General features: G+C 70.6%; 18 protein-coding genes and 2 pseudogenes. 11 read left to right on the top strand and 9 right to left on the bottom strand.

Translation table 11 applies throughout. The annotated features are described in order from the left end of the window. Positions 1-18: 18 nt before the first annotated feature. The 4 genes from mmsA (at position 19) to QF032_RS13000 (ending at position 6,004) form a co-directional block, all read left to right on the top strand. Positions 19-1,572: a multiple monosaccharide ABC transporter ATP-binding protein gene (mmsA, locus tag QF032_RS12985; RefSeq protein ID WP_306952692.1), complete on the top strand. Its 1,554-nt coding sequence runs from the start codon at positions 19-21 to the stop codon at positions 1,570-1,572. After that, positions 1,569-2,816 (top strand): multiple monosaccharide ABC transporter permease, encoded by a 1,248-nt coding sequence (gene mmsB, locus QF032_RS12990; protein WP_306952691.1) that lies wholly within the window; start codon positions 1,569-1,571, stop codon positions 2,814-2,816. Before mmsA ends, mmsB begins: the two co-directional genes overlap by 4 nt. A gap of 85 nt (positions 2,817-2,901) precedes the next feature. Continuing rightward, on the top strand, positions 2,902-3,951 hold the full coding sequence (locus tag QF032_RS12995) for an aldose epimerase family protein (protein ID WP_306952690.1): 1,050 nt from the start codon (positions 2,902-2,904) through the stop codon (positions 3,949-3,951). A gap of 187 nt (positions 3,952-4,138) precedes the next feature. Then, positions 4,139-6,004: a pyridoxal phosphate-dependent aminotransferase gene (locus QF032_RS13000; RefSeq protein ID WP_307056046.1), complete on the top strand. Its 1,866-nt coding sequence runs from the start codon at positions 4,139-4,141 to the stop codon at positions 6,002-6,004. Positions 6,005-6,056: 52 nt separating this feature from the next. On the opposite strand, the gene QF032_RS13005 is transcribed toward QF032_RS13000, so the two are convergent. Beyond that, positions 6,057-7,490 (bottom strand): family 43 glycosylhydrolase, encoded by a 1,434-nt coding sequence (locus tag QF032_RS13005; RefSeq protein WP_307056047.1) that lies wholly within the window; start codon positions 7,488-7,490, stop codon positions 6,057-6,059. After that, positions 7,472-8,407, bottom strand: a complete 936-nt coding sequence (locus QF032_RS13010) for an arabinan endo-1,5-alpha-L-arabinosidase (protein WP_373430330.1) — start codon at positions 8,405-8,407, stop codon at positions 7,472-7,474. The genes QF032_RS13005 and QF032_RS13010 overlap by 19 nt, the downstream gene beginning before the upstream one ends. A gap of 404 nt (positions 8,408-8,811) precedes the next feature. Between QF032_RS13010 and QF032_RS13015 the strand changes: the two genes are divergently transcribed. Beyond that, the gene (locus QF032_RS13015) at positions 8,812-9,579 is read left to right on the top strand and encodes an intradiol ring-cleavage dioxygenase (RefSeq protein ID WP_307056048.1); all 768 of its coding nucleotides are present in this window, start codon (positions 8,812-8,814) and stop codon (positions 9,577-9,579) included. 34 nt (positions 9,580-9,613) lie between these two features. Here the strand turns inward: QF032_RS13015 and QF032_RS13020 are convergent, their stop codons facing one another. Beyond that, positions 9,614-10,744, bottom strand: a complete 1,131-nt coding sequence (locus QF032_RS13020; RefSeq protein ID WP_307056049.1) for an FAD-dependent monooxygenase — start codon at positions 10,742-10,744, stop codon at positions 9,614-9,616. A 43-nt stretch (positions 10,745-10,787) separates the two neighbouring features. On the opposite strand from QF032_RS13020, the gene QF032_RS13025 reads away from it, so the two are divergent. Next, the gene (locus tag QF032_RS13025; protein ID WP_307056050.1) at positions 10,788-11,066 is read left to right on the top strand and encodes a DUF397 domain-containing protein; all 279 of its coding nucleotides are present in this window, start codon (positions 10,788-10,790) and stop codon (positions 11,064-11,066) included. 48 nt (positions 11,067-11,114) lie between these two features. Here QF032_RS13025 and QF032_RS13030 read toward each other — a convergent pair. Then, positions 11,115-11,354, bottom strand: a pseudogene (locus QF032_RS13030) (DUF4360 domain-containing protein); the annotation flags it as partial. 127 nt (positions 11,355-11,481) lie between these two features. On the opposite strand from QF032_RS13030, the gene QF032_RS13035 reads away from it, so the two are divergent. Continuing rightward, complete coding sequence (locus QF032_RS13035) at positions 11,482-13,599, top strand: protein kinase domain-containing protein (RefSeq protein WP_307056051.1); 2,118 nt, start codon at positions 11,482-11,484, stop codon at positions 13,597-13,599. Between the two features lie 216 nt (positions 13,600-13,815). Then, positions 13,816-13,996 (top strand): annotated as a pseudogene (locus tag QF032_RS13040) (DUF397 domain-containing protein). 19 nt (positions 13,997-14,015) lie between these two features. Here QF032_RS13040 and QF032_RS13045 read toward each other — a convergent pair. From QF032_RS13045 to arfA, 3 genes are all read right to left on the bottom strand, one after another. Continuing rightward, positions 14,016-14,666, bottom strand: a complete 651-nt coding sequence (locus tag QF032_RS13045; protein WP_306952681.1) for a DUF4360 domain-containing protein — start codon at positions 14,664-14,666, stop codon at positions 14,016-14,018. 261 nt (positions 14,667-14,927) lie between these two features. Beyond that, positions 14,928-15,386, bottom strand: coding sequence for an RrF2 family transcriptional regulator (locus tag QF032_RS13050; RefSeq protein ID WP_107444117.1), 459 nt, complete (start codon positions 15,384-15,386; stop codon positions 14,928-14,930). Positions 15,387-15,451: 65 nt separating this feature from the next. Further along, a complete protein-coding gene (arfA, locus tag QF032_RS13055) occupies positions 15,452-16,966 on the bottom strand; it encodes an arabinosylfuranosidase ArfA (protein ID WP_307042509.1) in 1,515 nt (504 codons plus the stop codon). Between the two features lie 292 nt (positions 16,967-17,258). On the opposite strand from arfA, the gene QF032_RS13060 reads away from it, so the two are divergent. Genes QF032_RS13060 through QF032_RS13070 form a run of 3 tightly spaced genes read left to right on the top strand, consistent with a single transcriptional unit; the run spans position 17,259 to position 20,702 of the window. Continuing rightward, positions 17,259-17,879 (top strand): toxin-antitoxin system, toxin component family protein, encoded by a 621-nt coding sequence (locus tag QF032_RS13060; RefSeq protein ID WP_306952678.1) that lies wholly within the window; start codon positions 17,259-17,261, stop codon positions 17,877-17,879. After that, the gene (locus QF032_RS13065) at positions 17,876-19,309 is read left to right on the top strand and encodes an MAB_1171c family putative transporter (protein ID WP_307042510.1); all 1,434 of its coding nucleotides are present in this window, start codon (positions 17,876-17,878) and stop codon (positions 19,307-19,309) included. Before QF032_RS13060 ends, QF032_RS13065 begins: the two co-directional genes overlap by 4 nt. Before the next feature lie 52 nt (positions 19,310-19,361). Further along, a complete protein-coding gene (locus QF032_RS13070; protein ID WP_307056052.1) occupies positions 19,362-20,702 on the top strand; it encodes an NAD(P)/FAD-dependent oxidoreductase in 1,341 nt (446 codons plus the stop codon). Between the two features lie 60 nt (positions 20,703-20,762). On the opposite strand, the gene QF032_RS13075 is transcribed toward QF032_RS13070, so the two are convergent. Next, the gene (locus QF032_RS13075) at positions 20,763-21,614 is read right to left on the bottom strand and encodes an SMP-30/gluconolactonase/LRE family protein (protein WP_306952675.1); all 852 of its coding nucleotides are present in this window, start codon (positions 21,612-21,614) and stop codon (positions 20,763-20,765) included. After that, positions 21,611-22,384: an IclR family transcriptional regulator gene (locus QF032_RS13080; protein WP_306952674.1), complete on the bottom strand. Its 774-nt coding sequence runs from the start codon at positions 22,382-22,384 to the stop codon at positions 21,611-21,613. Before QF032_RS13080 ends, QF032_RS13075 begins: the two co-directional genes overlap by 4 nt. Positions 22,385-22,436 lie beyond the last annotated feature (52 nt).

Below are 22,436 nucleotides of genomic sequence, written 5' to 3' on the forward strand. Positions count from 1 at the left end.
GGATTGGAAGGCACGACCATGGCGGGACCCGTCCTGGAAATGCGCTCGATCGTCAAGACCTTTCCCGGCGTCAAGGCGCTGTCAGACGTCTCATTGACCGTCCGTCAGGGCGAAGTCCACGCCATCTGCGGTGAGAACGGCGCCGGAAAGTCCACCTTGATGAAGGTGCTCTCCGGCGTCCATCCCCACGGCAGCTACGACGGCGACATCCTCTTCGAGGGGGAGGTCGTCCAGTTCAAGGACATCCGGGCGAGCGAGCAGCACGGCATTGTGATCATCCACCAGGAGCTGGCGCTGTCGCCGTACCTCTCCCTGGCGGAGAACATCTTCCTCGGCAACGAACACGCCAAGGGCGGGTTCATCGACTGGCGGGAGACCCTGCGGCACGCCACCGAGCTGCTGCGCCGGGTCGGTCTCAGCGACCACCCGGAGACCCGCGTCGCCGACATCGGCGTGGGCAAGCAGCAGCTCGTGGAGATCGCGAAGGCGCTCTCCAAGAAGGTGAAGCTGCTCATCCTCGACGAGCCCACCGCGGCGCTGAACGACGAGGACAGCGGCAAGCTCCTGGACCTGATCCTGGAGCTGAAGAAGCAGGGCATCACCTCGATCATCATTTCCCACAAGCTCAACGAGATCCGCAAGGTCGCGGACTCGGTGACGATCATCCGCGACGGGCACTCCATCGAGACGCTCGACGTGAAGTCGGCCGAGACGACCGAGGACCGGATCATCAGCGGCATGGTCGGCCGCGACCTCGACCACCGCTTCCCCGAGCGCACCCCGCACGAGGCGGCGGAGAAGGACGCGGCTCCGGCCCTGGAGATCCGCGACTGGACCGTGCACCACCCGATCGACCAGCAGCGCAAGGTGGTCGACGACGTGTCGATCCAGGTGCGCCGCGGGGAGATCGTCGGTATCGCCGGCCTGATGGGCGCGGGCCGTACCGAGCTCGCCATGAGCGTCTTCGGACGCGCCTACGGCCGGCACGCGGGCGGCACCGTCCTCAAGGACGGCAAGGAGATCCGTACGAAGACGGTCGCCGAGGCCATCGGCCACGGGATCGCGTACGTCACCGAGGACCGCAAGCACTACGGCCTCAACCTCATCGACACGATCAACCGCAACATCTCGCTGACCGCCCTGAACAAGGTCGCGAAGCGGGGCGTGGTCGACGAGCACGAGGAGCGGCAGGTCTCCGAGGGCTACCGCAAGTCGATGAACATCAAGGCCCCGACCGTCTTCGAGCCGGTGGGCAAGCTGTCCGGCGGCAACCAGCAGAAGGTCGTCCTCAGCAAGTGGATCTTCGCGGGTCCCGACGTGCTGATCCTGGACGAACCGACGCGCGGTATCGACGTCGGCGCCAAGTTCGAGATCTACACGGTCATCGACCAGTTGGCCGCCCAGGGCAAGGCGGTCGTCTTCATCTCCTCCGAGCTGCCGGAACTGCTCGGCATGTGCGACCGCATCTACACGATGGCCGCCGGACGGCTCACGGGCGAGTTCCCGCGGGCCGAGGCCACGCAGGAAGTGCTGATGCGTCAGATGACGAAGGACAAAGAGGTAACGCGATGAGCACGGACGTGACCGACAAGAGCCCGGCGGCCGCGCCGCCCGGGAAGAGCGGGGGCTCCGCCTCCGGCGGCGGGCTGCTGCAGGTGATGCTCGACGGCCTGCGCCGCAACATGCGCCAGTACGGCATGCTGATCGCGCTGGGCCTGCTCGTCGTCCTGTTCCAGGTGTGGACCGGCGGCGACCTGCTGCTGCCGCGCAACGTCTCCAACCTGGTCCTGCAGAACAGCTACATCCTGATCCTCGCGATCGGCATGATGCTGGTGATCATCGCGGGTCACATCGACCTCTCGGTCGGTTCGGTGACGGCGTTCACGGGAGCCTTCGCGGCCGTCCTCACCGTCCAGCACGACGTGGCGTGGCCCGTCGCGCTGGTGCTGTGCCTGATCGTCGGCGCGGTGGCCGGCTCGGTGCAGGGCTTCCTGATCGCCTATCTCGGCATACCCTCCTTCATCGTCACCCTCGCGGGCATGCTGCTCTTCCGCGGTCTGACGGAGATCCTCCTGGAGGGCCAGACCCTCGGCCCGTTCCCGGACGGTCTGCAGAAGATGGGCAACGGCTTCCTGCCGGAGGTCGGCCCGAACACCAACTACCACAACATCACGCTGCTGCTGGGCTTCGCCCTGCTGGCCTTCGTGGTCCTCCAGGAGGTCCGGGACCGCAAGCGTCAGCAGGAGTTCGCGCTCGACGTGGTGCCGCGGAACCTCTTCCTGCTCAAGCTCGTCGCCATCGCCGCCGCGGTCCTCACGGTCACGATGCTGCTCGCCAGCTACAAGGGCGCGCCGATCATCCTGATCATCCTCGGCGCACTGGTCGTCGGCTACGGCTACATCATGCGCAACGCCGTCTTCGGCCGTCACATCTACGCGATCGGCGGCAACCTGCCGGCGGCGAAGCTGTCCGGCGTCAGGGACAAGAAGGTCACCTTCCTGGTCTTCCTGAACATGGGCGTGCTCGCGGCCCTGGCGGGTCTCGTGGTCGCCGCCCGTCTGAACGCGGCCTCGCCGAAGGCGGGCCTCAGCTTCGAACTCGAGGCGATCGCCTCGTCGTTCATCGGCGGCGCGTCCATGAGCGGCGGCGTCGGCACGGTCCTCGGCGCGATCATCGGTGGTCTCGTCCTCGGTGTGCTGAACAACGGCATGAACCTCCTCAGCGTCGGCAGCGACTGGCAGCAGGTCATCAAGGGCCTCGCCCTGCTGATCGCGGTCGGGTTCGACGTCTGGAACAAGCGCAAGTCCGGTTCCTGATCCGACGAGCGGGCCCCGCCTTCAAGGCGGGGCCCGCTCGTGTTTCCAGGGTCGGGCGGCAACGGGAAAGGAAAGGCGGCAAACAGTGCGGACGCTCTTCGGCGTGCTGGCCGACGGCACCGAGGTATCCAGCTGGTCGCTGGAGAACGGCGGGACCCGGCTGAAGGTCCTCGACTACGGCGGGATCGTGCAGTCGTTGGAGATCCCCGACCGGGACGGCCGGTACGCCAACGTCTCCCTCGGGTTCTCCACCCTCGACGACTACGTGGCGGGCAGCCCGTACTTCGGGGCGCTCATCGGCCGCTTCGGCAACCGCATCGCCGCGGGCCGCTTCACCCTGGACGGCGAGACCCACCAGCTGCCCCTCAACGACGGGGACCGCAGTCTGCACGGCGGCACCGAGGGCTTCGACCGGCGCGTGTGGGACGTCGAGCCGTTCACCGAGGGCCCGGACGTCGGTCTGCGCCTGCGTCTGACGAGCGCCGACGGCGAGATGGGCTACCCCGGCACGCTCGAGGTGACGGTGACGTACACCCTCACCGGCGGCGGCGACTGGCGCATCGACTACGAGGCCACCACCGACCGGGCCACCGTCGTCAACCTCACCAACCACGTCTACTGGAACCTCGCCGGCGAGGGCAGCGGCTCCGTCCACGACCACGAGCTGGAGATCGCCGCCGCCCGCTACCTGCCCGTGGACCAGAGCCTCATCCCCACCGGCGAACTGGCCGACGTCGCCGGCACCCCCTTCGACTTCCGCACGGCCAAGGCGGTCGGCCGGGACCTGCGCGTCGCCCACGAGCAGTCGCTGCACTGCAAGGGCGTCGACCACAACTACGTCCTCGACAAGGGCGTCACCGCCCGGCCCGAGCCGGTCGCCGTCCTGCGGGACCCCGCCTCCGGCCGCACCCTGGGCATCGCGACCACCGAACCGGGGCTGCAGTTCTACTCGGGCAACTTCCTCGACGGCACCCTCGTCGGGACCGGCGGCCGCACCTACCGTCAGGGGGACGCGCTCTGCCTGGAGACGCAGGCCTTCCCGGACGCGCCGAACCAGCCGTCGTTCCCCTCCACGGTGCTGCGGCCCGGGCAGACGTACCGGACGACGACGGTCCACTCGTTCGGCCGCTCCTGACCCGCCCGCACGCACCGCCGTTTGACACCTGCTTCACAGTTAAACCACAATTTCTCACCGACTTCCCGTCGGTTGAACACCGTCACCCGAACCCCCGTATGTAAGGACGGCCCGTGCTCTCCGCGCGTGCCGTCCCATGACGACGGGCCCGGTCGTCCCCGCCGGGCCCGCCCCATACGGAGGTTCCATGGCCGACAACGTCTCCTCGTTGTTCCGCAACAACGCGGCGCACAGCCCGTCGATGGCGGCGCTGACACGGGAGGGCGGCGAGGGGGTCGGCCCGGTGGACTTCTGCATACCCTGCAATCCCTACTTCCCCACCCCGGCGATGTTCGACGAGATGGCGGCCCGGCTGCGCGACATCATCACGTACTACCCGAGCAGCGCCGACACCATCACCGCGGAACTGTGCAGCCTGCTGCAACTCCCGCCGCAGGCCGTCGCCATGGGCAACGGCTCGACCGAGCTGATCACCTGGATCGATCATCTGCTGGTCCGCGAGTCCCTCGCCGTCCCGGTCCCCACCTTCGGCCGCTGGACCGACCAGCCCATGGAGACCGGCAAGCGGGTCGACATGTTCCCGCTCCAGGAGTCCAGCGGCTTCGCCCTCGACCTCGCGCAGTACGCCGAGTTCATCCGGGCGCGCGGCACCAGGGCCGCCGTCATCTGCAACCCGAACAACCCCGACGGCGGCTTCCTGCACAAGCACGCCATCGTCCAGTTCATGGACGCGATGGCCGACCTGGACCTGATCGTCATCGACGAGTCGTTCCTGGAGTTCGCGGACGCCGAGGCCGAGCCGAGCGTCGTCCAGGAGGCGATGCTGCGGCCCAACGTGATCGTCCTGCGCAGCCTGGGCAAGAACTTCGGCCTGCACGGCATCCGCTTCGGCTATCTGGTCGCCAACCCGGCGCTGGCCGGCCGGGTCCGCTCGATGCTCCCGAAGTGGAACCTCAACTCCTTCGCCGAACACGTCGTGTTCATGCTCAAGCAGCACGGCGCCGAGTACGCGCAGAGCCTGCAGCAGATACGCCGGGACCGCCTCGACATGGCGAGCCAGCTCAGCGCCCTGCCGGGCCTGACCGTCTATCCCTCCCAGGGGAACTTCCTCTTCGTGCGCCTGCCCGTCGGCGCCGAGGGCACCGTGGTCCGCGACCGGCTGCTCGCCGAACACCGCATCCTGGTCCGTGAGTGCGGCAACAAGATCGGTTCGTCGAGCCGCTTCCTGAGGCTCGTGGTGCGCCCCCAGGTGGACGTGCGCCGCCTGGTGTCCGGCATGGAGCAGGTGCTCTACGGGACCAGGCGGGGAGCCCCCGTGCCCGAGCTGAGCCCCGGCGCCGGCTACAGCTCGGGCACGGCGGCGGTGGACCGGCTGGTCACCAACGGGGCCGGCATGCCCGGCCTCGCCGCTCAGGCCATGGGCGTCGCGCAGCCGGGACTGGTGGCAGCCGCCCCGGCCGCCGCCGCGGTCGCGGCGATGCCCGCCCCGGCGGCTCCGGTCCCGGTCCCGACGCAGCCCGCGCCGTCCGAGGGCGCGGGGGTGCCGCTGCCGGCCGCGGCACAGATCTTCCCCCAGTCCGTGCCCGCCCCGGCCCCGGCACCCGCGCCCGCCCCGGCCCCCGTTCCGGCGCCGGCCCCCATGGCCCCGGCGGCGGCGATGGCCCCGGCGGCCATGGCACCTCCGCCCATGTCCCCGGCAGCCATGTCCCCGGCAGCCATGTCGCCGGCCGCCATGTCTCCGGCCGCGATGGCGCCTCCGCCCATGTCTCCGGCGGCCATGTCTCCGGCGGCCATGTCTCCGGCCGCCATGGCCCCTCCGCCCATGTCGCCGGCCGCCATGTCTCCCGCGGCGATGGCCCCCGCGATGGCCCCGCCCATGGCGCCGGTCGCTCCCGCCCCGCCGATGGGTCCGACCCCGCCCGGCGTCCCGGCCCGCGGCGGCCTCACGGCCGCTCAGGTCAGGGGCACCAACGGCCTCTCCCCCGCCGCGGCGACCGGCTGGCCCAACGCCCAGAGCTGGCCGAACGCCGCGGGGATGGGCCAGGCGGGCTGATCGTCGGCTCGGGCGGGCCCGCGGACCTGCGGACCCGCCGTCGCCGAAGTCCCTACACCGGGTTGAGTTTCCACTGCTGGCAGGTGTTGTTCAGCCACGTCCACTGGCGGACGTCGGCCGCGTCCGCCGTGGAACAGTTCGCGACTTCGGCGACCTTGCCGGTGGACTGGTTGACGACGCGGACGTAGCCGCCGTCCGTGACGAGGAAGCGGAAGCGCTGACAGGCGTTGTCCAGCCACGTCCACTGGCGCAGGTCGGCGCCGTCGGCGGCAGAGCAGTCGGCGGTGTCGAGCACCTTGCCGGTGGCCACGTTGACGAGTCGGCTCGTGTCGTCGCCCCGGTCCTCGATCCGCCAGCGCTGCCTGGTGCCGCCGTTGCAGGTGAACTGCTGGACATCGGCGCCGTCCGCTGTCGAACCACCGGCCACTTCCAGGCACTTGGCGCTGTTGCGGTTGGTGAGCGTGTAGGTGGTGGAGGCGGCCGACGGTTCGCCGGAGGGACCGCCCGCCGACGATCCAAGGGCGACCGGGGTGCCGAGATTCGGCGTCCCGTCCGCGTTCCAGGTGAACTTCTGGGCCCGGGTCGTCCGGCCGTTGTCACAGCCGTCCGAAGCCGAGTCGTTGGCGTGGTAGACGATCCAGTTCTCGGTGCCGTCGGGCGAGGTGAAGAAGCCGTTGTGACCGGGGCCGTACACCCCCGCGGAGTCGTTCCGCTGGAAGACCGGTGTGGACTTCTTCGTCCAGGAGGACGCCGAGAGCGGGTCGGAACCCGTGAGGGTGAGCTGACCGAGCTTGTAGTCCGGGGTCCAGCAGCCGCTCGCCGAGTAGATCAGGAACGTCTTCCCGCCGCGCTGGAGGATCTCCGGCCCCTCGTTGACAGAACCGCCTGACTTCTCCCAGGAGTTGGTGGGCGTCGAGATGGTCGAGAACCCGGTGGCGAGCGTGTACGGGTTGCTCATCCGGGCTGCCACCAGGTTCTGCGTCCCGCCGCTCGCGCTGCCGAACAGATACAGCTGGCCGTTGACGGTGGCGACCGTCGGGTCGAGCATCCAGGCGGAGTTGAGCTGGTTCTTGTACGTGTACGGCCCGGTGGGGTCGGATCCCGCGCTCTCCAGGACGTGGGTGCGCTGGGTGGCGTTGTAGTCGGCGATGTTCTGGCCGGCGACGTAGTACAGGTACCAGCGGCCGTTCAGGAAGTGGATCTCCGGTGCCCAGATGTTGCAGCATCGCGAGGCGGCGTCGCCCGTCCACACCTGCACGCTCGGCGCGGTCGCGAGGCCGGCCAGGGTGGCGGACCTGCGCATGGTGATCGCGCTCGTCCAACTGGTCGTCACCATGTAGTAGTTGCCTGCGTAGTACGAGATCCAGGGGTCGGCGCCCTTCTGGGTCTTGACCGGGTTGGTGAAGGTGGCCGCGCTCGCGGAAGGCTGTCCGATCGCCAGGGCGAGCAGTAGCGCGGTCAGCAGGGTCAGAAGGCGACGGGCCATCCGCTGCTCCAGTCCAGTAGGTTGACGCCCAGTCTGGGCGTGCCGTTGCTGTTGCCGTCGTAGTAGTGGTAGACGATCACGTCGCCGTCCGTGTCATGCAGGATCGACTGGCCGCCGGGGCCGATGTAACGCCCGTGCGACTCCAGGACCGGTGTGCCGCCGTCGTCGGTCATCGCGACGCCGTTCCTGTCGCGGTAGGGCCCCGTGACGCTGGTGGCACGGCCCACCTTGACCTTGTAGGTGGAGTTGACGCCGGCGCAGCAGGTGTCGTACGAGGCGAAGAGGTAGTAGAAGCCGTTGCGCTTCACGACGAAGGGCGCCTCCACGGCGTTCGGAGCCGTGCTGCGGGTGGCGATCGAGCGCCGGGCGGTGTCCGAGGAGAGCTGCTTGCCGGTGGACGGGTCGATCCGGATCATCTTGATCCCCGTCCAGAAACTCCCGAACGACAGCCACCACTTGCCATCGTCGTCCACGAAGAGATTCGGGTCGATGGCGTTGTAGTCGCTCGAGGCAGTGGAGGTGTACACGGTCCCGCGGTCGGTCCAGGAGCCCGGCAGACCGGTGCTCGACACGGCCAGGCCGATCGCCGATCGGTTGGTCCTGAAGGTGGAGACGGCGTAGTACATCAGGTACTTGCCGCCCTGGTACGAGATGTCGGGCGCCCAGGCCTCGGTGGTGCCGTAGGACGACCACCAGCCCGGCCTCCCGGCGAAGGCGTCGCCGCCCGCGCTGTACGTCCTGCGGTCGGTGGAGGTGCGGTAGGAGAGTCCGCCACCGGTCGCGTAGAGCAGGTACCGGCCGCCTGAGGTCCGGATCATCGTCGGGTCGTGCACGACCGTGGCCCCTGTGACGGTGCCGGGGTCGGGGTAGGCGGAGGCGGTGGAGGGCGTCAGGGCGAGCAGGATCGCGGCCGGCACGCAGAGCAGTGCCGCTCTCCGTGACCTGCGGGACGTACCTGACAGGAGGGGTGTCCGTGACGGGCGGGGTGTACGTGACGGGCGGGTGGGGCGGGACGGGTGTGAAGTGCAGGGCGTGCGGCTCATGCGAACGCTCCTTCAGTGGGGGGTTTCGTCGTTCGCTATACCGAACAACAGTCGCGTCGCCGGACGGTGACCGTAGAATCGAACGCTTTGCGCGTCAATGGTTCTCACGTCACCGCGAAAGTCTTCGAAAAGCGTCGGAAAGCCACGACGGCCTCCGCATTCCGGGCCCATGAGGGCGACCCCGGGCATCCCGCCCTGTCCTGCAAGGCCCTTGACGTTCCGCCGGTTTGCCCAACTGACAGCGTCCGGACAGAAACCGTTCCTATGGTGCCGTGCCCATGACAGACACCTCAGACGCACGTACCTCTGTCGGACGCCGCACCGTGCTGGTCGCCACGGGCGCGACCGCGGCGGCCCTCGCCGTGGGAGCCGTCCCCAGGCGTGAGGCCCCCACCGCCGAAGCGGCCGACACCGCCCCCGTCGCCGCCGCGGCCGTCTGCACCCTCACCAAGGAGATGACCGAAGGCCCCTACTACCTGGACGGACAGTACGTCCGCGCCGACATCACCGAAGGCAAGGCGGGCATCCCCCTGAAGCTCACCCTCACGGTCGTCGACGACGACACCTGTGTCCCGCTCGGCAACGCGCTGGTGGAGCTCTGGCACGCCGACGCCCTCGGCGAGTACTCCGGCTTCGTCGGCAACAACGGCCACACCGAGCCGGACAGCGGCACTTTCCTGCGCGGCGGCGTCCTGACGAACGCGTCCGGCGTCGCCTCGATCACCACGGTCTACCCCGGCTGGTACCGCGGGCGCTGCGTCCACATCCACGTCAAGGTGCACACGAACGTCACGCTGACCGCGGACGGCTCCTTCAGCGGCGGTCAGGAACTGCACACCGGCCAGCTCTTCTTCGACGAGACGATCACGACCGCCGTCGCGCGGGTCTCCCCGTACTCCACCAACAGGGTCACCCGCACGACCCTCGCCCAGGACTCCGTCTACGACGACGGAGGGGCCGCTTCCGGCCTGCTCACCCTGACGGCGCTGGGCAGCTCGACCTCGTCCGGCTACGCGGGAACGCTCACCCTCGGGGTGGAGCGCTGACGCCCGCCATGTGATCACCCCGTCCGACCGGACGTCACCCGAGGTGCGGTGGCGTCCAGTCGGCGTGCCGGAGGGCGACGCGCAGCATCAGCGCGGACGGCACCAGCCGCAGAGCGGCGTCGCGCAGCGCGATGGCGGCGGGATGCGTCAGCCGGTGGCCCATCCGGCCGGCCTGCCGGGCGGCGCGGGCCACGGACTGGCTGCGCGGTCGCCTTACGGCGTCGTAGCGGCGCAGCGCGGACGCGGTGGTGGGCTCGGCCGCGAGGCAGGAGGCGAGCACGGCCGCGTCCTCCAGCGCCTGACTGGCCCCCTGGCCGAGGTTCGGGGTCATCGCATGCGCCGCGTCGCCGAGGAGCGCGACCCGGCCGACGGTGAACGTGGGGAGCGGGGTGAGCAGTTCGCTGATGTCGTGGTGCAGGACGTCCTGCGGCCGGGTCGCGGCCAGGAGCGCCGGGACGGGGTCATGCCAGCCGTGGAAGCGCCGGCGCATCTCGGCGAGGGGATCGGGGTGGCGGACGCCCGGCGGTGCGGTGAGTACCGCGTGCCACTCGGCCCGCCCGTCGGCGAACAGGATGTGCCCGAACTCGGCCCCCGCGCCCCAGGTCAGCTCCAGGTCGGCGGGCAGGTCGCGGAGCGGACGCGCGGTGATGGCCCGCAGGACCGTCGAGCCGCTGTGGACCGCCCCCGGATGCCCCGGGAACAGCTCCGCGCGCAGCCGGCTGTCGACACCGTCGGCGGCCACGACGAGATCGGCGTCCCCGCCCGCGCCGTCGACGCCGGTCACCTCCACCCCGGTCTTCACGCATCCCGCGGGCAGCGCCTCGCGCAGGACGCGGTGCAGGTCGGCGCGCAGGACACCGCCGACCGGCGCGCCGAGCCGGCGCTCGAGGGCCGCGCCGTCCATCCGGGACAGCAGGCGGCCGTCGGGGGTGAGGGTGCCGCCCGTGTACAGCGGGCGCACGACGGTGCGGATCGCCTCGCCGACGCCCAGCGCGTCCAGCGCCCGCACTCCGTTGGCGTGCAGGGAGATGCCCGCGCCCACGTCGGCGAAGGCGGGCGCGCGTTCGAGGACCGTCACGTCCCAGCCGATCCGGCGCAGCCCGATCGCGGCGGCCAGCCCGCCGATGCCCCCGCCGACGACCACCGCACCGCGACCGCGATCCATGCCCCACGCCCCTCCGCCCGCCGCCGTGGCGGACCGAGGCTCCATGCTCGCCCAGGAGACCGGCGACCTCTTCGCCAGGGTCCGCCAGTTGGGGACGTCGACTTCCGCTCGCACCGTCTTGCCGGGTGCCGGGCCACCGTCCAGTACCTCCCAGCGGGCGGCGAGCAGGAGCAGCTACAGCGGCGGTGGCGACGGGGGTGATGTCGAGGTCGCCGCCTGCCTCGCGCAAATCCATGTCCGTGCCTCCAAGGACAAGGCAGGCCTGCAACTCGCTCTGTCCCCCACCGCGTGGACCGACTTCATCGCCTACGCGGGGAGATGAGCGTCGGGGCCGCCCCCTCCGGAAAGAGCCGGGCGACCCTTTCTCCGCCTACTCAGCCGGGCACTGCTGCCAGGCCATGTGGTTGACGGTGCTGAGGTCGCCGTCGGTCGAGTCCATCGTCATGAAGCCGACCTTGCTCGGCGAGGACGATCCGGCGTTTACGCGGAGTTCGGTGTTGATGTTGAAGTTGCGCTGGACTCCGCAGGGGGCCCAGACCAGTTGGGCCCAGTCGGTGGTGTCGGTGGCCTGCCAGTTGTCGTTGTAGGAGCCGGAGAAGTTGTGGTTCTCTCAGGGACGTCACTTCCGCATGGGGGAAGGCCCGCGGCCCGGGCGGGGACAGGGGCCCCTCCCGCGAGTCGTACGCATGCGGACAGGGCAGGTCGAAGACGGGAAACACGGGGGTGCTGTGAGCGCGATGCCGGACGAAGCCTTTGCTGATGTGCTGCTGGCGGAACTGAATGGCCGCACAACGCCAGAAGGTAGGCGCCGCCTCGTGGAAACCGTCGACGAGTCGGTGATGACGGCCGCGACTGTGGCCATCCTCCGAGAAATTCTGGACCACATCACCGACTACGATTTCGAGAGAACGGACAACAGCAAATTCTCCGAAGCCTGCCGTGCGGCGCGCCGACGCCTGTTGGACGAACCGGACGGGCCTACGGCACCTGTCATCGGGTTCGTCTCACTGATCAGCCTCAACGTGACTCTCCTGACCCGGCGTTTCGAGTCACCCGATGCCGAGAAGCAGCGCCTCGCCGATCTCTATGCCGAGTCGTTGTTCCCCGCCCCGGCGATCGGCCGGGCGATCGAGCTGGTCTACGGCCCTCTCGGGCATCCGGCCATCAGCCCCGATGAAGCGGCCTTCTGGTCGCTCGTGGACTTTTCGAGCCTGCGTTACCACAAGGCAGGGACCACTTCGTTCATTCTGCGAGGCATGAAACGGGTTCCGGACAACGAAGCGGGTTCCCGCAGCCCGTTGGCCGTCAAGTGCGTCCTGTTTCCCTGGAACAAGCTGGCCGCCATTTCCCGGGCAACCGACCAGTACGCCCAGCGCTACGGCGACCAATCCGTTTCACAGCAAGTGGTCAAACCCACGGCCTCCTCCGGGCAGTGGGTGCTGATGCCCTTCCAGGAGGGAAGGACCCTCGGAGAGATCCTCGCCGAGTTCGAGGCAGGGTCTCCGATCATGGCCGCCAGGATCGCCATGGCGGAGGACGTGGCGCACAAAATCACCACGGCCCTGCACGAACTCGCCTGCCGGACGCCTGTCGTCGACGCAGATCCCCAGCGCCAGCATCTCGACTTGTCGCCCAACAACGTCATCATCGACCCACAGGGCAACGCGAAGCTCATCGACCTGGGCATCAATCACCTTTACAGCCGGCAAGTAGGAATCGCCGAACACGACGACGCCGTTTACGTCGCTCCCGAGATCAAAAACAGCAAGAAGGCATCGAAGACCGCCGACGTCTACTCCCTCGGCATCATCCTCATGCAGATCCTGGCCGGCGCACCACCGCGTGACGGGCGGACACCAGAGATCATCTGGTCCACCAGCCCCAATCTGGGGCGTCTGCTGGAGGATCTGATAGAAGAACGTCCCGAGTGTCGGCTGCTCGCCGTGCCCCACGCACAGGGCCTTGCCTATGACGTCCTCCGCCGGCGGCTGGCCTTCTGTTTCGAACTCGTCCATCAGGAACCGGTGGCTGAGGAGAAATCCTTCAAGCACCTGGCATCCCGTATGGCTCCCACCTCACGCGAGTTCTCCACCCAGTTCGAGCAGTGGCGACAGTGGCGTGACGAATCCGCGTTCCGGGGGCCCCATGACAGATACCTGCTGTTCTTCACGGCGCTGTCCTCACTGGCGTGGTGGTTCATCGTGTCCAAGACCGCCTTGGCCACCGCGGGGGACATCGCCGTCGGTGAGGCGGACGGGTTACCCACCGGGTCCGAGCTCTACGCCAAAGTCATCGCCCTGTCCCAAGGGCTGGTGGCGGCCAAGTTCTACCAGACGGTCCTTGCCCGGGTGACGACGCGTGGGATACCGGGTCTTCGCGCCCGCTGTACCGAGATCGCGATGCGCTCCATGGCTTTGGTGGCGGTTCCGACGACCGTGCTCTCCACTTTCAGCCCCGATTGGTACTGGGTGTGGCCCTGGACCTGTACGGGAGGTGCCGTGGCTGTCGCGCTGAGCAATTGGGCCACTTGGTCGACAGCGAATGATCTCCTGCAGAAGTCCGAGGACTTCCTGTCGACCACACCTGACGCGAGCCGTCGCTTCGCTCGTGGTTATGAGCAGTGGTGGTGGACGATGTTGCTCTACGCCGTGATCATCGCCACGATCGGTGCCGGAGTCCAGACGGGACGGCTAAAGGATACGCCCGCGTACGTGTTCATCCTGGTCGTGATCACCGTCGGGGTGCACTACGGAACCAAGTGTGTGGCCGCCGGCCCAGCAGTCTGCGGCAGTATCGCACGTGCCTTCTCAGCCGGACAGCGACTGGAAATTCTCCGCCGCCGGGGCATCAACTAGGTGTACCGACCCGTGTGGCTAACGACGCCGCAGGCTTTGCGTGATGCTACGGACCGGACTTCCACCGGCCGGAGACAACGAGCTTGCGTCATGTCACGATCCGGATCGTGCCGATAGTCCAGAAGTCACACGCCGGGCTGCGCGGGCCCATCGCGTTGCTGAGGCCCTCTCCCACGAGGACTCCGTGAGCCTGTTGCAGCGGATGCGAGGAGACCTGTGAGCACCTCCGAACTGACATGGTTCAAAAGCAGCCACAGCAGCAGCGGCTCCGGCGAGTGTGTCGAGGTCGCCGCCTGCCTCGCGCAAAATCCATGTCCGTGACTCCAAGGTCGAGCGGTCCGAGCTCGCTCTCTCCCCCGCCGCGTGGGCCGGGTTCGTGGCCCACGCGGCGAAGTGACCCTAGGGTCGCGGACCGCTCACTTCGCCGGGCACTGCTGCCAGGCCATGTGGTAGACGGTGCTGAGGTCGCCGTCGGTCGAGTCCATCGTCATGAAGCTGACCTTGCTCGGCGAGGACGAGCCGGCGTTGACGCGGAGTTCGGTGTTGATGTTGAAGTTGCGCTGGACTCCGCAGGGGGCCCAGACCAGTTGGGCCCAGTCGGTGGTGTCGGTGGCCTGCCAGTTGTCGTTGTAGGAGCCGGAGAAGTTGTGGTTCTTGAACACCGTCTGCGACGACCCCTGGAAGTAGTACGAGGCCCGCTGCACGGCGCTCGCGCCGGACTGGAGTGAGGCGTAGCCGCGGTAGTCCGCCTTGGCGATCGCGTACGTGAAGCCCGAGGGGACGTGGACGACCAGGTTGAGCTGGCAGTTCTTGCGGAAGGCCGTGGGGTTGGAGCCCCCGCCGACCTGGGCCAGGTAGTCGCTGTAGGTCACGGTGAAGGCGGTGTTGTCCTCGGACACGGCGACGGCGGCCGTGCCCGCGGGACAGCCGGAGCCGTTCACCGTGGCGACGTCGATGACGATCTTGTCCGGCGGCGGGTTGTCGAACACGGGGGACGAGTTGTGCGCGGGAACCGCCGCGGTGATCAGAGCGGCGACAGCGCCGCCCAGAAGCAGCCCACTTGCCATGGTCACTCTCCTTGGTCCAACGGAAAACCTGTGGAGTTCCTGTGAAGAACTGGGGGGCGATCGCATCGTAGGGAGGCCATTGAGACGCGGCCAGGTAGAACTCCGGCCATTCACCCAGTCCCGTTCACACCACCACCGGGATGCCCGAACTCGCCTGGAAACAACGGGAGTTGACCGTTGCGTCCACGGCGGGATCCGGACAGCCCGGGGCCACGGATTTCCGTACCTCTCAGAGCAGAACCCGGCCCCGGACCACCACGCTCACGGGTTCTCCCAGGCCGCCGGTTCAGCCGCCAGCTCCTTCACCGGGGCCGGCAGCGCGTCGGCGGCGATGTCGGCGATCGTGACGCCCTCCAGGATGCGGCGCACGTTGGCCCGCAGCGCGATCCACAGCGGCAGCAGGGGCTGCGCGGTCCCCGTGTACGACAGTCCCGTCGGGCGTTCGCCGCGCACGGACACGATCGGGCCGTCCACCGCCCGGATGACGTCCGCGACGGTGATCGCCGCCGGGTCGCGGGCCAGCCGGTAGCCTCCGCCGCCGCCGCGCCGGCTGTCGACGATGCCGCCGCGCCGCAGGTCGCCGAGGATCCCCTCGAGGAACTTGTGCGGGATGTCCTGCTCGGCGGCGATCGCCTCCGCCTTCACCGGGTCGCCGCCCTGCCGCACGGCGAGCTCCAGCACCGCCCGCACCGCGTAGTCCGCTCTTGCCGAGATCCTCATACGTCCATTGTGAGGTCAGCGGCCGGCCGTGCCCGCCGCCGACCCCGTCCCTGCGGCGGACGGGCCTACGCCAGCCGGATCACGTTCCACGACAGCGGCTCCAGCGTCGCCGTCAGTGTGCCGTCCGTCAGCGCGGTGCCCTCGGCCGGGTGCGGGGCGACCCGCTCGGGGTCGGCGAGGGTGTTGCGGGCGTCCGGGTCGGCGTCCGCGAGCACGCTGTGCTCAACGACCGAGGTCAGCTCCAGCCCGTGCAGGGCGACCTGGAGCGGCAGCGCGTCGGTGCGACCGCGGTTGACGGCGAAGACGGTGACCGTGCCGTCCTCCGCGCGGACCGCGGTGGCGTGCAGCAGGTCCGTCGTGCCGTGCTTGCGCGTCTCGTACGTCGGCGAGTCCACCCGCACGTCGAGGACGGTGCCGCGGCCGTACCGGGACGCCTGCGCGAACGGAAAGAACGTCGTCTGCCGCCAGGCCGGGCCGCCCGGCTCGGTGAGGATCGGCGCGATGACGTTGACGAGCTGGGCGAGGCAGGCGACCGTCACCCGGTCGGCGTGCCGCAGCAGCGCGATGAGGAGCGAGCCGAAGACGACGGCGTCGGTGACGCTGTAGTTGTCCTCCAGCAGGCGCGGGGCCTGCGGCCAGTCCCCCTGCTCGAGGCCCTTCGCGTGCTCCTCCCACTCGCGCAGATACCAGACGTTCCACTCGTCGAAGGAGAGGTTGATCCGCTTCTTCGACTTGAGCCGCGCGCCGACGTGGTCGGCGGTCGCCACGACGTTGTCGATGAAGGACTCCATGTCGACGGCGGAGGCGAGGAAGGAGTCGATGTCGCCGTCCTCGGGCCAGTAGTAGGCGTGCAGCGAGATGTAGTCGACGAGGTCGTACGTCTCGGCGAGGACCGTCGCCTCCCACTCGGCGAACGTCGGCATGGACTGGCTGGAGGAGCCGCAGGCGACGAGTTCGACGCGCGGGTCCAGCTGGCGCATGGCGCGGGCGGTCTCGGCGGCGACGCGGCCGTACTCCTCGGCCGTCTTGTGGCCGGTCTGCCAGGGGCCATCCATCTCGTTGCCCAGGCACCACAGCCTGATCCCGAACGGCTCCTTGTCGCCGTGGGCGGCGCGGAGGTCGGAGAGGGCCGTGCCGGAGGGGTGGTTGGCGTACTCCTGGAGCTCCAGGGCCTCGGCGACGCCGCGCGTGCCGAGGTTGACCGCCATCATCGGCTCCGCCTGCGGGCCGATCTTGCGGAGGAAGCCGATGTACTCGGAGAGGCCGAAGCGGTTCGTCTCCGTCGAGTGCCAGGCCAGGTCCAGGCGGTGAGGACGCTCCGCGGCCGGGCCGACGGAGTCCTCCCACTTGTAGCCGGAGACGAAGTTGCCGCCGGGGTAGCGGACGGCGGTGACGCCGAGTTCGCGGACGAGGTCCAGTACGTCGGTGCGCAGGCCCTCGGCGTCCGCGGTGGGGTGGCCGGGTTCGTAGAGGCCGGTGTAGACGCAGCGGCCGAGGTGTTCCACGAAGCTGCCGAAGAGGCGGGGGGCGACCTCGCCGACGGTGAAGGCGGGGTCGAGGGTGAAGCGGGCGGTGCTCATCTTGGCCTTTCGGGTTCGGTCTCGCCCCGACGCCCGGGCGGCCGGCCCTCCCCGGACCTCCTCCGTCGCGTCGCGGCCTGGTGGGCCGGTGGGCCGCTCGGTTCGACATGCCGGAATGTGATCGCTACTTCGAACGGACCGTAGATTTCCAAACGGCCGCTCGTCAATGCCTTCGGCGTGACTTCTGACAGCGCTTTCTGTCCTTGACCGTGCAACGACTTCTCGTGACGCGGACACAACCAGCCGCGTAGTCTCGGACCGGCCGTCGCCGGGCGGCCGGAAGGGGGAGCCGATGGACGTCGCGGGCGCGCGCGGGACGGCGGCCCGGATCGCCTCGGCGCTGCGGCGCGCGAGGACCGGCCCGGCCATGCGCGAGCTGACCGGCGATCTCTCCGCCGCGCTGCGGGCGCGCACCGAACGGCCCCGAGGGGTACGGGAGTTGTGCCGGGCGCTGTGCGAGGAGCTGTCCGAGCGGCGTGGCGGTCGGCCGGTGGAGGTGCGCTTCGAGCGGTTCCCCGACGAGATCGACGTGACCGGACTCTGGGTGGAGTTCCAGGACTTCGACCTGGTCATCGTCGAGGAACGGGCCGAAGCCGTCCAGCAGTTGGTCATCCTCGGCCATGAACTGTGGCATCTGCACGCCGGGCACCGGCACCACCACCACGGCCTCGGCACGGTCGCCGCGGGCGTCCTGGCGGGCCGTTCCGGCTGGGAGTCCGCCGCCCTGGCCTTCGCCGCCCGCAACGGCTCCCGGGAGGACGACGAGGCCGAGGCCGACGACTTCGGCCACCGGCTCGCGGCCCGCTTCCGGCGCTACCTCGCCGACGGGCCGGCCGCCGCCCCGGGGACCGCGGACACGGCCGCGGTCCAGCGCACCCTCGGCTACCGCGGACGCAGGGGGACGCTGCGGTGAACGACGGGCTGTACATCTCCTTCTGGCTGCCCACGGTGGTGCTGGGCGCGGCCCTCGCCATCAAGCTGCCCAGCATCGTCAAGCTCTGGCGGGACCCGCTGCTGCGCGCGGTCGGCGGCCTGCTCGTCTTCGGCTGCGCGGTGTTCGTCTTCGCGGCCCCGAAGACCATCGCCTGGACCAACCGGGTCACCGGCGTGCCGAACATCGCCGCGCCCTGGGTGTACTCGCTGCTCACGGCGCTGTCCGCGTCCTGGCTGCTGCTCATCATCGCCTGGCGCAACGGCCGTACCGAGCGCTCGGCCCAGACCCGGCGGACGACCCGCCTGGTGGTCTGCGTCTACGCGGCGGTGGTGGTGGCGCTGTGGGTGCTGTTCGCGCTCGCCGACGTCCCCGTGGAGCGGATCCGGGACCTGGACACGTACTACGCCAACACGCCCTTCATGCGCGAGGAGATCCTGCTCTACCTGGTCGCGCACACCGTGGCCTGCTCGGTCACGGCCCGCCTGGTGTGGAACTGGAGCCGCACCGACGGCCTCGACGCGTGGCTGCGCTGGGGACTGCGCTTCCTGGGGGCCGGCTATGTGACGAACCTGCTGTTCAGCGCGGCCAAACTGACGGCGGTCGGCGCGCGTTGGACCGGGCACGACCTGGACTGGCTGAACACCGGCATCGCGCCGTCGGCCGCCTGCGTCGCCGCCACGCTCGTCGCGATCGGCTTCATCGTGCCGCACGCCGGCCAGTACCTCCAGGAGCGGTGGCGGGTGCGCCGCCGCCACCGGAGCCTGCAGCCGCTGTCCCGGCTGATGCGGACCGTCGCCGGCGGCCGCGAGCCCTTCGACCTGCGCGCCACCCCGGAACTGCGGCTGATCCGCCGCGAGACGTTCATCCGCGACGCCCTCCTCCCGCTGGCCCGCCGCCTGGACGACGATCTTCGCGCCCGGGCCTACGACGCGGCCGTCGCCCTCGGCGTCGAACGCGGCCGGGCCCAGGCCCTGGCGGCCGCGGTGGCGCTGCTGGACGTCGTGGAGGCGCGGGAGCGGGCCCGGCAGCCCCGCCCGACGGCCCCCGAGGCGGCGCGGTCCCCGCGGAGCGACGCCGGGGCCGAGGCCGTGTCCCCGGCTCCCGCCGCGACCCCGGGTCCCCTCCCGGCGGCTGCCCCGGGGCCCCTCACGGCCGCCACGCCGGCACCGGGGCCCGTGGCCGCAACCCCGGCTCCCCCCTCTGCCGCCTCCCCGGCTCCCCTCGCTTCGCCTGCCTCTTCCGCGTCCGCCGCACCCCCCGCCTCCGCTCCTTCCTCCTCCGGCCCGGACACCACGTATCTCCTGCGGGAGATCCAGGCCGTGTCCCAGGCCCTGCGCCACCCCGACGACATCCAGGCGGTCCGCGCCCTCGCGGCCGCCCCGGCAGAGAGCACTTCCACGCATGACTGAACCCTCCAACCCCGCCAGAACCGCCGTAGTCCTGGGGGGATCCCATGCGGGCATGCTCGCGGCACGCGCCCTGACCGGCCTCGCCGACCGGGTCGTCGTCATCGAGCGGGACGTGCTGCCCGACGGCCCCGCACCTCGCAAGGGGCTGCCCCAGGCACGTCACGCCCACATGCTGTGGTCGGGCGGGGTGCGGGCGGTGGAGGACCTGCTGCCGGACGTCACCGGTGCGCTCCGGGCGGCCGGGGCGCGCCGCTCGCCGGTCACGACGGACATGGTGGTCCTCGGCCCGCGCGGCTGGTTCCGCCGCTGGCCCGAGTCGCACCACGTGATCCTGGCCGGCCGCGACCTCCTGGACGCGACGGTCCGGGCCCGGGTGCTGGCCGACGAGCGGGTCGAGCTGTGCTCGGGGGCCGAGGCCCTGGGCCTGGTGGGGGACGCGGGCGCGGTCACCGGCGTGCGGGTGCGGGTGGGCGGCGCGGAGCGGGTCGTCGGGGCTGGCCTGGTCGTCGACGCGAGCGGGCGCGGGTCGCGGGCGGCGGGCTGGCTGGCGGAGCTCGGGCTGCCCGCCGCAAAACGGCGCGAGGTGGACTCCGGACTCGCCTACGCCAGCCGGCTGTACCTCGCGCCCGAACCGGCCCGGTCCGGGTACCCGATCGTCAACGTGCAGCCCGACCCGCGGGACGCCGGCCCCGGCCGCGCCGGGTTCCTGCTGCCCATCGAGGACGGCCGCTGGATCGTCACCCTCAACGGCACCCGAGGTGGCGAACCCTCCCACGACGGCGACGACTTCGTGCGCTTCGCCCGCGAGGAACTGCGCCACCCCGTCATCGGGGAACTCCTCGAACAGGCCGAGCCGCTGTCCGACGTGGCGTACACCCGGTCCACCGTCAATCGCCGGCACTTCTACGAGCGGATGCCGGCCTGGCCCGACAACTTCGTCGTGCTCGGCGACGCCCTCGCCGCGTACAACCCGCTCTACGGGCACGGCCTCGCGGTAGCCGCCCAGAGCGCGGTGCTCCTGCGCGACACCGTCCGGCGGCACGGGTGGGGTGCGGCGGGGCTGTCCCGGCGCGCGCAGAAGGCGGTGGCCCGGCCCGTCGCGACCGCGTGGGACCTCGCCGTCGGCCAGGACGTGTTCTACCCCGGCGCGACCGAGACCGGCCCCACCCGGCGGGACCGGCTCGTGGCCGCGTACGTCGGCCGCCTGATGCTCACCGCCACCGGCAACGGCCGCATGGCCCGCCGGGTGACGGACGTGACGTCCCTGGAACGCGGCCCGCAGGTACTGCTGAGCCCCTCCACGCTGGCGGCGGCCGTCGTCGGGCCCCTCCGGCCGCCCCTGCCCGGCCCCCCGCTGACGGTGGACGAACGGCAGCGGGCGGGCCTGCGGTAGCCACGCGGGGGCCGCGCCTTTCCGGCGGGGGCCCACGCCTTCCCGGCCGGCGGGTGTCGGTCAGCCGGCGAAGGCCGGTTGGGGAAGGCCCTGGCCGGCGTTCGGGATCACCAGGAGGGAGCCCGCCGTCGGGTGGGGGGCGTCCAGGCCCACGCGGGCCGTGGTGACGTACAGGTCGGTGAGGTCCGGGCCGCCGAAGGCGCAGGCGGTGACGCGTGGGCAGGGCAGGTCGATCTGCCGGTCCAGGACGCCCGCGGGGGTGTAGCGGCGTACCGCGGCCCCGTCCCACAGCGCCACCCACACGCAGCCGTCGGCGTCGACGGTGAGTCCGTCGGGGAACCCGGCCCCGTCCTCGATCCCCACGAAGGGACGACGACCGGACGCCCGCCCGTCCGCCGAGAAGTCGAAGACGTCGACGCGGCGGGTCGGCGAGTCGACGTAGTACATGAGCGTGCCGTCCGGGCTCCAGCCCGTTCCGTTGCTCACCGCCACGTCGTCGAGGATCACCTCGGCCGACCCGTCGCCGGCGAGGCGGGACAGGGTGCCGCCGCCGGGGGCCTCGTCGTAGCGCATGGTGCCGGCCCACAGCGAGCCGTCCGGAGCCACGGCCGCGTCGTTGGCGCGGCGGCCCGGGACGGGCTCGTGGCGCAGCCAGCGGAAGCCTCCGTCCGCGTCGAGGAGACCCACGCCGTCCCGGAGGTTGAGGACCAGGCCGCCCCCCGCCCGGGGCTTGACCGCGCCCACGTGCTGGTGGGTCGTGCGGACCGTGCGGCGGCCGGAGGCGGGGTCGTACGTGTGCAGACGGCTGCCCAGGATGTCCGTCCAGAGCAGCCGGCCGGCGGCCGGGTCCCAGGTCGGCCCCTCGCCGAGGGCCGCCCCGGCCGGCACGGCCACCTCGTACCGCCCGGTCACACCGCGCTCCGGTAGCCGAGCAGCTCGGACAGCTCGCCGGCTCCCTTCAGGGCGAGCGCCTCCAGACCCGCGCGGCGCTCCTCGCTCCAGCGGATCATGGGGACGGAGATGGAAAGGGCCGCGACGACCTGCCCCGTCCGGTCGCGCACCGGGGCGGCCACGCAGCTGACGTCCGGGTTGGACTCGCGGTTCTCGACCGCGACGCCCCGCTCCCGGATCTCGGCCAGGGCCGCCCGCAGCGCCTTCGGCTCGGTGATGCTGTTCGGGGTCATCCGCACGAGGTCCGCGTCGTCGGGGATGCGCGCCGTGAGCTCCTGCTCGGGGAGCGAGGCCAGCAGCATCTTGCCGACGGAGGTGCAGTGGGCGGGCAGGCGGCGGCCCGCGGCCGACACCATCCGGACCGCGTGCGTGGAGTCGACCTTCGCGATGTAGATGACGTCGGCCCCCTCCAGGATCGCCACGTGCACCGTCTCGTCACACGTTTCGGCGACGGTGCGGGCGACCTGCTGACCCTCGGCGGCGAGGTCCAGCTGCTCGGCATAGCGGCTGCCGAGCTGGTAGGGACGCACCCCGAGGCGGTACCGTCCGGGTTGTCCGGGGACGGGCACGATGTACGCCCGGGCGGAGAGGGTGGTCACAAGTTCGTGCACGGTGGTGCGCGGAAGCTGGAGCTTGCGCACGATGTCGGGGGCGGAGAGCGAACCGTCCCCGTCGAGGAAGAGCTCGAGGATGTCGAGAGCTCGGGTCACGGCAGGTACAAGGCGTCCCACGACCGGCCCCCTCCCTTAGTCTGTAGTCTCAGTGCCCGCGTTCGAGATATCA

The organism is Streptomyces achromogenes (assembly GCF_030816715.1).
Taxonomy (GTDB): domain Bacteria; phylum Actinomycetota; class Actinomycetes; order Streptomycetales; family Streptomycetaceae; genus Streptomyces; species Streptomyces achromogenes_A.